The following is a 14,099-nucleotide window of genomic DNA, read 5'->3' as shown; positions in this document are numbered from 1 at the left end:
AAGAAAAACTTATATTGTTGATAGGTCTACTGTTGATATATCAACAATATGAATAAATAAAAATCAACTTTCAACCAAAGCCGTCAATTTCCGGAGGAGTTTGAGCAGCGTATTAACCTCTTCCGGATCAAGCTGGCTTCGCACTTCCTCGTCCTGCCTTTTGGCCGCTTCGATAATCTGATCGATGATCATCTTGCCGGCCGGGGTCAACTGAATCAGGTTTTTGCGCCGATCGATGCTGTCCGGGGTAATTCGGAGGTAACCGTCGCGTTCCAGAGTGCGAATAGAGCGTTGAATGCCTGATTTATCCTTCTGTAACGCATTGGCAATGTCTTGTTGCGAAAGCAAGCCATCGGGCGCAAAGTTGACGACAAAAAGCACCGGAAGTTGTTCATACTGGAGTGTGAAACCGGCTTTGGCCAAATCCCGATTCGCTTTTTTGGCAACCTGGTGTAAAAAGTGGTTGACATTGAATACCACGAATCCACCCATCTGGTTGAATATCTTTTCCCGTATACTGATTTCTTCTTGCGTGATCATGGTCACAAACTTATGATAGGTTGATATATCAACCAAATTTACTCCGAAAAAGTTTTGTATTTTTTGAGGATGCGGTAAATGCAAAGGATAAGCGGTAAAAGCTACCCGTTCTTCATCAGCCGGTCGGCCAACGCGGGCGAGAGACGCTGGAGCAGCCGGAGCAATTTGGTTTTCCCGATCCGGCTTTCGAACTGGTTCTTCCGAAAGTGGCGAATGAACTCATCCACCAGTTGTTGGGGCGTTATTTTCCCCTTTCCCCGGCCAGTCGTCATGGGTGTATCGACCAGCGCCGGAATAATTTCGAAAACGTTTATGCCGGTTTTCTCAAGCTGATACCGCAGGGCTTTCGTGGTCGTGTGAATAGCGGCTTTGGTTCCGCAATAGACCGGTGCCGATTTTTTAGGCGCATAAATCAAACCGGATGAAACCGTCACCAGAGCGGCCTCGGGGTGTTTCAATAAAACCGGCAGAAGGCCGTAGGCTAATTGCAACGGACTGGTCAGGTTTATCGTGATTTCGTCGCTGATTTTCTGATAACCATCCGATTCGGTTAGCCAATCGTACGGGTATTGAACCCCCGCATTGTTGATCAGCACATTGATGTCCGGATAATCCTCCCGGCACCGCCGGATCAGGGCCCTGACCTGCGTCGAATCAGCGAGATTGCAGGGAATGGTGTCGATGTTAGGAAATTGACTGCGGAGGTTGGTTAACTTACCCGGATCACTGGAAACCACAATCAGCCGGTTGCCGAGTTCATAAAACCGCCTGACCAGTTCATACCCAATGCCCGAAGTGCCGCCGGTCAGCAGAATCGTATTGTTCGTGACTTTCATAGAATAGGCTGTCAACCGACGGTAAGTGTCTGATAAAGAACGTACTGTCGTATTTTGTGCAGTCAAAACTACCGGACACGAAACGAAAAAAAAATGACATAGGTAAACAAATCAGCGGTGCGCTATTTTTCGGCGGATGCGGCTTAACTGCGTCGGGGTGACGCCCAGGTAGGAAGCAATGTGGTATTGTGGAACGCGTTGTTCGAGTCCGGGATAGTGTTGCTGGAAGAGCGCATAGCGGGTTTGGGCATCCAGCAACACGAGTTCAATTTCCCGTTCTTCTTTCTGAACAAAAAAACGTTCCGCCAGCATCCGGGCCGCCCGTTCGAGATCAGGTGCGCTGTCATAAAGGGCCGAGAGGGCCGCAAAATCGGCAACCAGCAAGCGGCAGTTGGTCAGGGCCTGCTGCCAGATTTGGTTGGGTTTGCCGGTGATCAGTGAAGCATAACCACCCGCGAAGGAATTCGGGATAAAAAAATGTTTGTTGTATTCTATACCGTCCTGATTCCGGTAAAAGGCCCGGATGATGCCTTCCGTTAGAAAGCCAATTTGCGTGGCTTGGCGTCCCTCTTCCAGAAAATACTGGCCTTTCGGCAACCGGATTTCTGAAAAAAGCGGTTCCACCCTTTGCCAGGTTTCAGGACGAAGGGGTGTGAGGGTGTTCAGGAAGGCTTTTAAGGTTTCCAAGAATCCACAGTGCCTAAACCGCATACCGGCCGGTAGCCGAGTAATGCTTCAGCTCGATGGTATCACCCGGCAACGGTTTGGTGTTCCAGTGGTGGTGAATCGCCAGGGCCGATCCCAGGGCCGTTGCCTGCGCCATCGAAGCGGCAAACACTTCGGTATGCGGGAAAGCCGATGCCAGCAAATTCATATAAATCGGGTTCTTGCTGAATCCGCCATCCACAAAAATGCGCTTGACCGGCGAGTTTTCCAGCACCAGGTTGGTCGAGATCAACTGCTGCGACACAATATCGAGCATCAACTGGTGGTAGGCTTCTTCGTAGGACCGGAAAACCGACAAATCGCGGTGGCGGAACAACGATTCCTGGAGCGGAGGGGCTTTGACGCCCTCAAACCGGTTGTCGGAATTGGGCCGCGATTCCCGCAAATACTGAATCAGTTCCGAATCAAAATCGACCTGCTTGTACTGATCGACCGGTGTCTGGAAATGGGCAGCAATTCGTTTGGTCTGCTGTTCGTGTTCATACCCAGCAAACAGGCGCGACGCCTTGATGGGCTGGCCCTGGTAATGCAGGTAACACAGACAATCGTACTGCAACTCCTCCGCCGTCAATGGAATGGTATTGAACGGATTGAGGCTGATGGACCAGGTTCCGGTCGAAATCAGCACGAAAGGTTCCTGAAAAGAGGCCAGATAGGGGATTAAAGCCGCCGAACTGTCGTGCAAACCGACGCCGACCTTGAGCGGATGGTTCAGCCAGATGGCGTTTAGCACACTGTCCGATGTGAAAATAGGGCCAAAAAGTTTGTCCAGTTGCTCGGCAATGACCCAGTCGTGGTACTGGTTTTTATTGAAATCCCATAGCATCGTGTGGCAACCGATGCTGGTGACGTCCGTTAGTACCTGTCCGGTAAACAGGTAACTCAAGTACTGGGGTAAATGCAACGAATACCAGATACGGCGGAACAACTTCGGTTTGTCGTACTTGATCCGGTACAGCATCAGGCCCGAATTCAGGCTGTCCAAAGCCGGGGAAGCGGTTTGCATCGCCAGCGTCGTTTCGTCGCCGTACGTACTGTAGAACTTCTGCCGGATTGCGGCCGGATACGGTTTCAGGTAATTATAGAGGTAGCCGATGGGGCGGCTTTCTTCGTCCAGATGGACAAAACTGGCTCCGTAGGTCGAAAAATTCAACGCCCGGATCTCGAACTCGGGTAACTGCAAGACCTCCCGCAGCAGGGTTTGCACCCAAGCCGTGAGCCGGGCAACGTCTTCGCACGGATCGCCATCGTCGTCCACGATTTCATCAAACGGTTCCGATCGCTCCCACACGATTTCGTACCGTTCGTTAAACAGAAACAGCTTCTTGTTCGTCTTCCCGACGTCGAAAATGGCAATAACGGGCGTTTTCATATTTAATGAGTGAATGAGTGAATGTGCGAATGAGTGAATAGCTACCGCAGTCCGTTACTTTTATAGCGTGATCTTTGATCCTATTCACTCATTCACTCATTCGCTCATTCACAATTGAAATTAAAGTCCTGTGGCGATGGTTTTCAGGCCGCGTTCGCCGATGAGTTGCTGACGGATGTTAAATTGTCGGAAGAGGGCCAGGGGTTGCAAAGCGCCACCGGACCGCCGACGGGCTTCGGCCACCAGGGGCCGGACGTCGGTGCGGTAGGCTTCCTGCAAAATCTCCTGCGCCCGCACTACATCGTTGGCGTCGCGGGCTTCTTCCAGGGCTGTCCGATCGACCAGCAGTGCCTGTGCATACGCCAGTTGTATGGCTTCGACCGACTGCAACAGATCTTCCAGCGGGTCTTTGACGTTATGACTGGCGTCGATCATCCAACCCAAATCCGTCGCGTGATTCATGCCCTTGGCGTCCATGCCTTCAATCAATTCGTTGAAAATCAGGAACAACTGGTACGGACGAATACTGCCAACGGTCAAATCATCATCGCCGTATTTGGAGTCGTTGAAGTGAAAACCGCCCAGTTTGCCTTCCATCAACAGCAGTGAAACGATTTGCTCGATGTTGGCATTCGGCAGGTGGTGACCCAGATCGACCAGCGTGTAGGCTTTCGGTCCGAGTTTATTGGCAAATAGGAGTGATGCACCCCAGTCGCCGACGGTCATCGAATAGAAATTGGGTTCGAAGGCTTTGTATTCGACAAAAACTTTCCAGTTGTCGGGCAAAGCTGCGTAGATTTCCTGCAAACTTTCCTGCGTACGCTCAAACGCTTTCCGAAAATTGAGCTGCCCTGGAAAACAGGAACCGTCTGACAACCAAACCGTCAACGAATTGGAACCCAGTGCCACACCGTGTTTAATCACGTCGATGTTGTGATCGATGGCCTGTTGCCGAACCGCCCGGTCAACGTGTTGCAGGGAACCAAATTTGTAGCTGTGTTCCTGATTGGGCTGATCCTGAAACGTGTTGGAGTTCATGGCGTCGAACCGCAAGCCGAAACTGGCCGCCATACTTTTGATGGCTTCGCCGTCCTGCGGAATGTCCCACGGAATGTGCAGCGAAATCGCTCCGCTCGATTGGTTGAGGGCGTGCAATAGGCCCACGTCCTCGATTTTTTCTTCCAGCGAACGCGGTTCTCCACCGCCCGGAAAACGCCCGAACCGGGTGCCGCCGGTGCCGAGCGCCCAACTCGGAATAGCAATCTGAAAATCGATCAGCTTCTGAATGATGGGTTCGGCATTCGCGATTTCATCCGTCCAGTAGGATAGCTTACGCTGGTGCGCTTCCAGTGCCTTCTGGTTATGATCGGCTATTTTATACGCTTCGAGTTGCATGTGAGTCAGGGTTAAGATTAGTTATTTCGCAGAGTTTATCAGAGTAAAAAGAGTTAAGCGGAGTTTTCTCTGATAAACTCTGATTTTCTCCGCTTAACTCTGCGATACAACTTTTTCTAATCTTTATCGAACAAATGCCATCGCTACACCGCCATCCACGTTCAACACATTGCCGGTGGATTTGCTCAGCAAACCGCCGACGAAGGCGAAACAGGCGTTGGCAATGTCGTCTGGCAAAATGATTTCGTTCAGCAAAGTGCGTTTGGCGTAATACGCTGGCAGTTCGGCCACCGTCACGCCGTAGGCTTTGGCCCGGCCTTCGGCCCAGGCACCCGCCCAGATTTTGCTGTCGGAAATCACCGCATCCGGGTTCACGACATTGACCCGAATGTGGTCTTTACCCAGTTCGGCGGCATTGAGTCGGCTCAGGTGCAATTGAGCCGCTTTCGCCGAACCATAACCGGCATTGTTCGGGCCGGAAACCAGACCGTTTTTGCTGGCAATGTTAATGACGTCGCCCCCCAGTTTCTGCTTCCGCATGATCTCAACGCCTTTCTGGGTGACCAGAAACTGGCCTTTTACCAGGACGTCATACAGCAGATCCCAATCTTTTTCGGTATGCTCTTCAATCGGTTTCGAGATCGACAGACCGGCGCAGTTGACTACAATATCCACCCCGCCAAACGCCAGCGCAGCCGCTTCAAAGGCCTTGCTAATGGTTTCGGCACTGGTTACGTCGAGGGTGGCCGACGTGTGCGTATCCCGGCCGTATTGCTGGCGGAATTCCTCATCCGCGCCTTTCAGCCGGTCGGGGTCGTTGTCGTTGATGACCACCACCGCGCCTTCGGCCACAAACCGCTTGGCAATGGCTTTTCCGATTCCACCGGCACTGCCCGTGATCAGCGCAATTTTGCCCGATAAGGGTTTTGGCTTCGGCATCCGCTGCAATTTCGCTTCTTCCAGCAGCCAGTATTCAATGTCGAACGCTTCCTGACGCGGCAAGGAAGTGTATTCCGAAATGGCTTCAGCCCCCTTCATCACGTTGATGGCGTTGGTATAAAATTCAGCCGCCACCCGCGCCGTTTGCTTGTCTTTCGCGAAGGCAAACATACCCACACCCGGCCACAGAAGGATCACCGGATTTTTATCGCGGATGCCCGGACTGTTCGGGTGTTTGCAGGTTTCGTAATATTCCTGGTACATCGCCCGGTAGGCTTCATACGCCGGAGCCAGTTTTTCCTGAATCGCTGCGGTATCCGTCACATCCTCGTCCGGTTTCAGGTCAAGCACCAGCGGGCTGATTTTGGTCCGCAGGAAGTGGTCGGGGCAGGAGGTTCCGAGCGGAGCCAGCCGGTCCAGATCGTTGGAATTGATGAATTCGAGCACGCGAGCGTCGTCCGTAAAATGGCCGACCATCGACGTATGGTTGGAGCAGAAACCGCGCAGAACCGGGGCCAGCGTGGCCGCCTGCTTCAGCCGGGCGTCTTTTTCGAGGCTTTCAATTTTGGCACCACCAAAAACCGGACGGGTTTTGCCGTAGTTTTCTTCCAGATATTCCGCACATTTCTCAATAACTTCCAGCGTATTGATGTAGCTTTCATAGGCCGTGTCACCCCACGTAAACAAACCGTGTGAGCCCAGCATGATGCCCCGGATACCCGGATTCTGCTCCAGGCATTCAGCCAGTTTCAGACCCAGGTCAAAGCCGGGACGCTGCCACTCGACCCAGCCAATGGTCCCATCGAACAGTTCCTGCGTAATTTTTTTGCCGTCTTTGGCAGCCGCAATCGCAATGGCCGCATCCGGGTGCAGGTGGTCGATGTGGGCAAAAGGCAGAAAACCGTGCAGGGGCGTATCGATTGAAGGTGCTTTGGAGGACAAATCGAAAATGCAGTGGTTGAACAGTTCCACCATCTCATCTTCAAACTCAATACCCCGGTAGACGTTTTTCAGACTCCGCAACCGATCGACGTAGAGTGCCGCCAAACCGCTTTTTTTGAGTGTACCAATGTCTCCGCCAGAACCTTTGATCCACATCACTTCCGTATCGTTGCCCGTCAGCGGGTCTTTGGCCATCACTTTGCAGGAGGTGTTCCCGCCACCGTAGTTGGTCAGCCGGAGGTCGGCACCTAACAGGTTAGAACGATAGATGAGGAGGGCTACTTCGTCACCGGCCAGTTGAGCGGCTTTGGCTTCGTCCCACAAGTAGCTTACATGACGAAACTCGTTCGCCTGCCGTGTTTTGTTCGTACTGAGCATATCGAATTGATGTCGGAACGCCGACGCGATTGAAACTTCAGAGCCTTAATTCTGTACTAAAAAGCGGTTTTAACCAAATTATACCCAAAGATAAACGCTTCCGACAGCCTTACTTTCATGTACTGTCCTATTTTGTGCCTGAAAAATGAATTTTCTGTCTGTCAACCCAGGCTTTTGAGACGACAATCCGCCAATTTAGCGTGTTTAAACTCTTTTCTGTTAATTGGGTTTTTTAAATAAAGATTATAAAACCGTATGTTGGCCGTAACACCCGTAACCATTCAGAAAATCAGTCAAAGCCATGAACCTCAGGAGCACAGCGATTTGCTGGCAGTGGAAGAACCGCTGGAAATTCGCCTGGGTTTCGGACCTGCCGACGACCGTCAGCAACGCAGTGTGGCCGTGACGATGCGGACGCCGGGCCACGATGAAGAACTGGCCCTGGGTTTTTTATTTACTGAAAATATACTTTCTACACCTTCCCAAATCATTTCCGTTCGACATTGTGTTACCGATTCGGAGAAAAAAGGCAATGTCCTGCGCGTTGAACTACAGCCGGACGTCAAAATCGACTGGCAGCGGCTCGAACGACACAGTTATACGGCTTCCAGTTGCGGGATTTGCGGAAAAACGTCCATTGAAGCCGTGCAAAGCGTTTGTCAAAAACCGCTTTCCGGCAATTTTGCGGTCGATTCGGAAATCATCCATACCTTACCGGAAAAACTGCGGGCTGCCCAACGGACGTTTGCTTACACGGGAGGACTACACGCAGCGGCTTTGTTCGACGAAACCGGGCAGTTGCGGCTGGTTCGGGAAGACATCGGGCGGCACAACGCGCTGGACAAACTCATTGGCGCGGCTTTCTGGCAGGGTTGGTTGCCGCTGAGCCGGTTTGGGGTGCTGGTGAGCGGGCGCGTCGCGTTCGAACTGGTGCAGAAGTGCTGGATGGCGGGTGTTCCGCTGCTGGCCGCCGTGGGTGCGCCGTCGAGTCTGGCCGTCGAACTGGCGAAGGAAGCCGGAATGACGCTGCTCGGTTTTGTCCGGGAAAACCGGTTTAATCAGTACAATTAATCCTGTCAGCGCCGGGCCGTCGTTACGGTCGAAGACCCTGACAGCGGTTTGGTTAAAAACCGTAATTAAATCTCCATAGTTGTATTTATCACCTATTTGCCGCTGTCAGGGTCTTCGACCGCTGACAGGGCGGTAACAGAATAAATCATGAAACTTGCTCCTGATACCTTAACCGATCTGAAAATTACCAAACCGAAGGATACGGCCGCCGGGCTGACCGCTGTAACCGAATCTTTTCGACACGTTTTTCGCCAGACGGAACTGGTGCGCGGCTGGAAAGCGCTGTATCAGCTCAACCAGAAAGACGGCTACGATTGCCCGAGTTGCGCCTGGCCCGATCCCGACGACAACCGCTCATCGGTTGCGGAGTATTGCGAAAGTGGTGCCAAAGCCGTTGCCGATGAAGTGATGACGAAACACACGGCGTCGCCGGTTCTGTTTCAGCGGTATTCGGTGGCGGACTTGCTGCAAAAAGATGATTTCTGGCTCGGACAGCAGGGGCGGTTGACGCAGCCGCTGGTGATTCGGAAAGGGCAGACACACTACGAACCCATCGCCTGGAACGATGCTTTTCAACTCATTGCCGACCACCTCAATGCGCTCGGTTCGCCGGACGAAGCGGTTTTTTATACCTCGGGCCGAACCAGTAACGAAGCGGCTTTTCTGTACCAGTTGTTTGTTCGGCAATATGGCACTAACAACATGCCGGATTGCTCCAACATGTGCCACGAATCGACCTCCGTTGCGCTGGCCGAAACCCTCGGGCTGGGTAAGGCATCGATTGTGTATGAAGATTTTGAAAAAGCGGAGGTGATCATGATCATGGGCCAGAACCCCGGCACCAACGCCCCCCGGATGTTGACGCCCCTCGAACAGGCCAAGCGCAACGGCGCCACCATCATCGCCGTTAATCCGCTGGTGGAAACCGGTTTACTGGCCTTCCAGTTTCCGCAAAGCGTTAGGGATATGGTGCTGGGCGGACAGAAACTGACCGACCTCTACCTGCAAATCCGGATCAACTCGGACCTGGCTTTTCTGAAAGCCATTTGTAAACTGCTGCTGGAAGAGGAGAAGAAAACACCCGGAAAAGTCATTGACAAAGCTTTTATAGAGGAATATACGGCAGATTATCAGAATTTTATCAGTAGTCTTGAGCAATACGAACTGAGCGAACTGGTGGGCCAAACCGGATTGTCGCTGGCGGAGATTCAGCAGACGGTCGATCTGCTCAAACACAAAAAGAAGATCATCATTTGCTGGGCGATGGGGCTGACGCAACACCGCAATTCCGTTCAGACCATCAACGAAGTGATCAATGTGCTGTTACTCAAGGGCAGCATTGGCATCGAAGGCGGAGGGGCGGCTCCCATTCGCGGGCATAGCAACGTGCAGGGCGACCGGACGATGGGCATCTGGGAACGTCCGAAACCGGAGTTTCTGGACAAACTGAAAACCGTCTTTGGGTTTGAACCCCCGCGCGAACACGGTTTCAGCGTAGTCGAAGCCGTGAAAGCCATGCACGAAGGAGACGCCAAAGTGTTTTTCGGAATGGGCGGCAATTTCCTGATGGCGGTTTCCGATACGAACTACACCGCCGAGGCCCTGCAACGCTGCCGACTCACCGTTCAGGTGTCTACCAAGCTGAACCGCAGCCACCTGGTTCATGGCGAAACGGCCCTGATTCTGCCGTGTCTGGCGCGCTCCGACCGGGATGCGCAGGCTTCGGGCGATCAGTTTGTGACGACCGAAGCCACCACCGGCGTCGTTCAACAGTCACACGGCACCCTGGAACCGGTTTCGAAACACCTGAAAAGCGAACCGGCGATTGTGGCCGAACTGGCCAAAGCGGTTTTCCGAAACCGCCCGAACACCGTCGATTGGGACAAAGCGATTACCAATTATGATTACATCCGCGACCTGATCGAACAAGTCGTTCCCGGTTTTGACAATTACAACGAGCGTGTCCGGAAACCGGGCGGTTTTTACCTGCCCAACGGCCCCCGCGAACGGAAATTTCCGACCAAAGATGGCAAGGCGCATTTCTCGATCAATGTCCCCAGCCAGATCGCGTTACAACCCGACGAACTGCTCTTGATGACGATTCGCAGCCACGACCAGTTCAACACGACGGTCTATGGCCGCGACGACCGCTACCGGGGCATTCACAACGAACGGCGGGTGGTGTTCATGCATGCTGATGACATCGCGAGCCGGGGATTAAAACCGCAGCAGGTCGTGAATCTGCAAAGCCGGTATGACGGAAAAATCCGCACCGCCGAGCGGTTTGTCGTGGTTTCCTACAACATTCCGCGCGGCTGCACGGCGGCTTATTTCCCGGAAACCAACGTGCTGCTGCCCATTGACCAATACGCCGAAGGGAGCCTGACGCCCACGTCGAAGTCGATTGTGATTACGGTATATCCTTCCTGAACCGAACTTCTTTCACTTCCATCAAGTCAACGACCGTCAGGCGGTTACGGAAAACAATGTAGACGTCGTGTTCACCCGTCACCGGTTTGATCGGCAGGGTTTTCTCGACCCACACTCTCCGCTTTCCGGTGGCGGGTGCATCCATTTCGCCCAGTAACTCACCGGACGGGCTGTCGAGCCGGACTTCGATGCTGGTGCCTTTGGTTTCGGTCGCGAGGGTGAAGTCGATGGCGTGAATGCCGGTGAGGTTGAACTGGCGCATCATCACCCAGCCCGCTTTGTGAATATCGTATAGAATGTCACTGCGCTGAAGTTCATAATGTGCATCAAAATCCTGGGCCGTCAGCACGGGCGGGCGTAGCACCACCGTCGACTGGCGGGTCAACGGGCGGGCGGTTTTATTCCCTTTGTCGGTGTAGGTGGCCGTCAGCACATACGTGCCGTGAGCGGCCGGGTCGGTAGAAAATTTACCTTCGGCGGGTACTTTTTTCTCGGTTTTTTCGTCTGACAACGACAGGATATAGCGCACCATTTCCGACGTTACCTCATCCGAAAGCTGCGGGTGGGCGCTCATGTTGGTTGGCCCCCAAACGCCGGAACCGCCTTTCAGAATCTTCTTGCTCAGTTGCTCGATCAGCGCCGGATCGTTTTTTTTCGGCTGGTACTTCACCGCGATTTCCCGAAAACTCGGCCCGACGGATTTGTCGTTCAGCGCGTGGCAGGCTTTGCAGTCGTTCTCCTCGATCCAGGTGTAACCGCGTTGGTTAGGCAATGTCAGTTCGCCTTTCTCCGAAAGTGAAACGGTTTTTCGGGTAGGCAGATACGTCAGCTTTACCTGAATTCGGGCCGGATCGACGCGGCCATCTTCGGCATCCTCCACCTTTGTCCGGTACGAAACCGCCGGGCCATACAGCCGTCCCGGTTCGGCCAGTTCAATCGTTACTTTGGGCGGATTGTTGCCCGCATTCACCACGGTTTCTGTCGCCGAACGCAGCCCCGCCCGGTCGCTGACCACCAGTTTGACGCGGTAATTGCCCGGTTTCCGAAACGTGTAGGAAAGGTCGGCGGTCGTCTGGCTAAGCGGTTTTCCGTTGATGAACCAGCGGTAGGCAAGCTGGTCGTTCTTGTCGTAGTCCAGTGAGTTTTTGGCCGAAAACTGAACCGGCAACGGCACACCCCCGGCTTCTGTTGTTTTTTCCAGCTTCGCCACCGGCGGACGGTTTCCGGCAATGTATTCAATCCGGACCAGGCGAGAATCGCTGTTGCCACCCCACAAGGCTCCAAATTCGATAAGATACAAAGCGCCATCCGGGCCGAATCGCATGGCAATCGGCTTGCGAAAAGCCGTGGAAGGCATGAATGACTCGATGGCTTTCAGGTTTTTCTGGTCATCGAACGACACGGTTTTCATCCAGTTCCGCATCCATTCGCCCAAAAACAGCTTGCGGTCAAAATAGGCCGGGAATTTAATAGGAGAGGGGTTTTTCGGGTCAAAATAGTAAATCGGTCCGGCCACCAGCGTTCGCCCGCCGGAGCCTAATTCCGGGTGTTCGGTCGACACGTCGTAGGGATACGCCAGAAAAGCCGGTTGCGCCGGGGGCAAATCCCGCAAACCGGTGTTGTTCACCGAGGTATTGGTGGGGTGTTGCGGATCGAACTGAAACAGGACGGAATCCTTCGTAAAATCCACTTTGGCATACGGTTCGTTGTTGCCGATGAAAAACGGCCAGCCGTGGTTACCGGCTTTGCGGGCCTGATTTAGTTCATCGTAGCCCCGGGGTCCGCGCGATTCGGTGTCGCTGGCATCGGGGCCGATTTCGCTCCAGTACACAAAATCCGTGTCCTGATCGACGGTCACTTTAAACGGATTCCGGCAGCCCATGACGTAAATTTCGGGCCGGGTCAGCGTGTCTTTGGAATCGGCAAACAGATTGCCCTTCGGAATGGTGTAGGTGCCGTCGGGTTCGGGATGAATCCGGAGAATCTTCCCGCGCAAATCGTGCGTGTTGCCCGCCGAACGCTGGGCATCGAAGATTTCCCGGCCGGGCCGTTCGTCGAGCGGGGCAAAATTGGTGCCGAACGGATTGGTGTTGTCGCCGGTGGTCAGGTACAGATTTCCGTGTCGATCGAACGTCATGCCCCCACCCGAGTGGCAGCATTCCCATGAATCGGAGACTTCCAGCATCATCTTCTCCGAACTCAGATCGAGCGAATCGCCCCGGAGCGTGAAGCGCGACAGCACGTTGACGTTTTTGCGGGTTTTCGGGGCATAGTACAAATACAGGTGCCGGTTTTGCATAAAGCCCGGATCGAGGGCAATGGCCTGCAGCGTGGCTTCTGATGGTTGCGGGTCAATTTTTCCAAGCAGTTTGTTTTCTTTGGTCGCAATCCGGTGAACATACAGTTCACCGCGGTGGCCGATGTAATACACATCACCATTCGGGGCAATATCCAGTTCGATCAGGTCGCGGAGGTTGCCGGTGAGGTCCACTTTCCGAAACCGGTGTTCGTCGGGCGCTTCAGTCGGGCGGTCCTGCCGAAAAGCAACCGATAACACACCAACCAGGATCAGTGGTAAAAAAAGACGGACTATTTTCATAGTGTGTTTAGGGACGACTCATTTATTCAAATGTAATTCAATCCGGTTTTGTTTTGGTATAGGCCCGTTCCATTTCTTACATTTGAATTTTAGCCTGAACAACACGCTATGTCAACCGTATTATTGACCGGAGGTGCCGGTGGTCTGGGCCGCTCCATTACCCAACAGTTGCTGAACAGCGGCCATACCGTTATTGCCACCCTCGAACCGGGCGGCCATACGCTCGACGCGCAGCCCAATCTGGTGACGCACGAACTTGACCTGACCGACGAAGCGGGTTGTCAGGCTCTGGTTCAGAAGGTGGTGGCCGAACACGGGGGCATCGATGCGGCCATCCTGCTGGTGGGCGGTTTTGCGATGGGGTCGATCACGGACACCGATTTTGCCGCCATCGATCTCCTGTTCCGGCTGAATTTTCAGACAACCTACCAGGTGGCCCGCCCGGTTTTTGAGCAGATGAGCCAGCAGGCGCAGGGCGGACGGTTTGTGCTGATTGGTGCCCGCCCGGCCCTGGTTCCGTCGGCCGGGAAGAGCATGGTTGCCTATGCACTCTCGAAATCGCTGGTGATCCAGTTGTCCGAAATTCTCAATGCCGCCGGCAAAGACAAGAATATAATTTCAACGGTTCTGGTGCCGAGCACCATCGACACGCCGACCAACCGCAAAGCCATGCCCGACGCCGATCCGGCCAATTGGGTAAAGCCCGAAGATATCGCCGAACTGATTGATTTTGTGACCTTTGGTGCCGGAAAGATGTTGCGTGAATCAGTTTTGAAAGTATACAACAAGGCCTAGAGAAACCGAAAAAGCTATCCGAAGCACCGACCGGGCTTCCTGTTTCCAACGATAAATGGTCCCGGCTGAGTGTTTC

General features: G+C 53.5%; 10 protein-coding genes. 3 read left to right on the top strand and 7 right to left on the bottom strand.

Features of this window, described 5'->3' with window-relative positions:
• Positions 1 to 63 precede the first annotated feature (63 nt).
• From ACS5NO_RS22115 to ACS5NO_RS22090, 6 genes are all read right to left on the bottom strand, one after another.
• The gene (locus tag ACS5NO_RS22115; protein ID WP_439417154.1) at positions 64 to 540 is read right to left on the bottom strand and encodes a MarR family winged helix-turn-helix transcriptional regulator; all 477 of its coding nucleotides are present in this window, start codon (positions 538 to 540) and stop codon (positions 64 to 66) included.
• Positions 541 to 641: 101 nt separating this feature from the next.
• Entirely contained in the window at positions 642 to 1,376 is a 735-nt protein-coding gene (locus ACS5NO_RS22110) for an SDR family oxidoreductase (RefSeq protein WP_439417153.1), read from the bottom strand.
• Between the two features lie 111 nt (positions 1,377 to 1,487).
• Entirely contained in the window at positions 1,488 to 2,063 is a 576-nt protein-coding gene (locus ACS5NO_RS22105) for a Crp/Fnr family transcriptional regulator (RefSeq protein WP_439417152.1), read from the bottom strand.
• Positions 2,064 to 2,076: 13 nt separating this feature from the next.
• Positions 2,077 to 3,474 carry an FGGY-family carbohydrate kinase gene (locus ACS5NO_RS22100; RefSeq protein WP_439417151.1) on the bottom strand — a complete coding sequence of 466 codons (1,398 nt, stop codon included), beginning with the start codon at positions 3,472 to 3,474 and terminating at the stop codon, positions 2,077 to 2,079.
• 120 nt (positions 3,475 to 3,594) lie between these two features.
• On the bottom strand, positions 3,595 to 4,869 hold the full coding sequence (locus ACS5NO_RS22095) for a sugar isomerase (RefSeq protein WP_439417150.1): 1,275 nt from the start codon (positions 4,867 to 4,869) through the stop codon (positions 3,595 to 3,597).
• 123 nt (positions 4,870 to 4,992) lie between these two features.
• Entirely contained in the window at positions 4,993 to 7,128 is a 2,136-nt protein-coding gene (locus tag ACS5NO_RS22090; RefSeq protein WP_439417149.1) for a bifunctional aldolase/short-chain dehydrogenase, read from the bottom strand.
• 255 nt (positions 7,129 to 7,383) lie between these two features.
• Here ACS5NO_RS22090 and fdhD point away from each other — a divergent pair, with 255 nt between their 5' ends.
• Positions 7,384 to 8,199: a formate dehydrogenase accessory sulfurtransferase FdhD gene (gene fdhD, locus ACS5NO_RS22085; RefSeq protein WP_439417148.1), complete on the top strand. Its 816-nt coding sequence runs from the start codon at positions 7,384 to 7,386 to the stop codon at positions 8,197 to 8,199.
• Between the two features lie 147 nt (positions 8,200 to 8,346).
• On the top strand, positions 8,347 to 10,629 hold the full coding sequence (locus ACS5NO_RS22080) for an FdhF/YdeP family oxidoreductase (RefSeq protein ID WP_439417147.1): 2,283 nt from the start codon (positions 8,347 to 8,349) through the stop codon (positions 10,627 to 10,629).
• Here the strand turns inward: ACS5NO_RS22080 and ACS5NO_RS22075 are convergent.
• On the bottom strand, positions 10,610 to 13,228 hold the full coding sequence (locus ACS5NO_RS22075) for a PQQ-dependent sugar dehydrogenase (RefSeq protein WP_439417146.1): 2,619 nt from the start codon (positions 13,226 to 13,228) through the stop codon (positions 10,610 to 10,612). The two genes, ACS5NO_RS22080 and ACS5NO_RS22075, sit on opposite strands and share 20 nt — an antisense overlap.
• 108 nt (positions 13,229 to 13,336) lie before the next feature.
• Between ACS5NO_RS22075 and ACS5NO_RS22070 the strand changes: the two genes are divergently transcribed.
• Positions 13,337 to 14,023: an SDR family NAD(P)-dependent oxidoreductase gene (locus tag ACS5NO_RS22070; protein WP_439417145.1), complete on the top strand. Its 687-nt coding sequence runs from the start codon at positions 13,337 to 13,339 to the stop codon at positions 14,021 to 14,023.
• Positions 14,024 to 14,099: the final 76 nt, after the last annotated feature.

It is taken from the genome of Larkinella fluvii (genome assembly GCF_051857545.1).
Classification (GTDB): domain Bacteria; phylum Bacteroidota; class Bacteroidia; order Cytophagales; family Spirosomataceae; genus Larkinella.
Note: the sequence above shows the minus strand (reverse complement) of the source record. Positions and strands in the feature narration are given on the sequence as shown.

Excerpts from the sequence above, each read along its gene's own strand:
- ACS5NO_RS22100 (WP_439417151.1), bottom strand. The coding sequence starts at position 3,474 with ATGAAAACGCCCGTTATTGCCATTTTCGACGTCGGGAAGACGAACAAG.
- ACS5NO_RS22080 (WP_439417147.1), top strand. The coding sequence starts at position 8,347 with ATGAAACTTGCTCCTGATACCTTAACCGATCTGAAAATTACCAAACCG.
- ACS5NO_RS22075 (WP_439417146.1), bottom strand. The coding sequence starts at position 13,228 with ATGAAAATAGTCCGTCTTTTTTTACCACTGATCCTGGTTGGTGTGTTA.
- ACS5NO_RS22095 (WP_439417150.1), bottom strand. The coding sequence starts at position 4,869 with ATGCAACTCGAAGCGTATAAAATAGCCGATCATAACCAGAAGGCACTG.
- ACS5NO_RS22090 (WP_439417149.1), bottom strand. The coding sequence starts at position 7,128 with ATGCTCAGTACGAACAAAACACGGCAGGCGAACGAGTTTCGTCATGTA.
- fdhD (WP_439417148.1), top strand. The coding sequence starts at position 7,384 with ATGTTGGCCGTAACACCCGTAACCATTCAGAAAATCAGTCAAAGCCAT.
- ACS5NO_RS22110 (WP_439417153.1), bottom strand. The coding sequence starts at position 1,376 with ATGAAAGTCACGAACAATACGATTCTGCTGACCGGCGGCACTTCGGGC.
- ACS5NO_RS22070 (WP_439417145.1), top strand. The coding sequence starts at position 13,337 with ATGTCAACCGTATTATTGACCGGAGGTGCCGGTGGTCTGGGCCGCTCC.
- ACS5NO_RS22115 (WP_439417154.1), bottom strand. The coding sequence starts at position 540 with ATGATCACGCAAGAAGAAATCAGTATACGGGAAAAGATATTCAACCAG.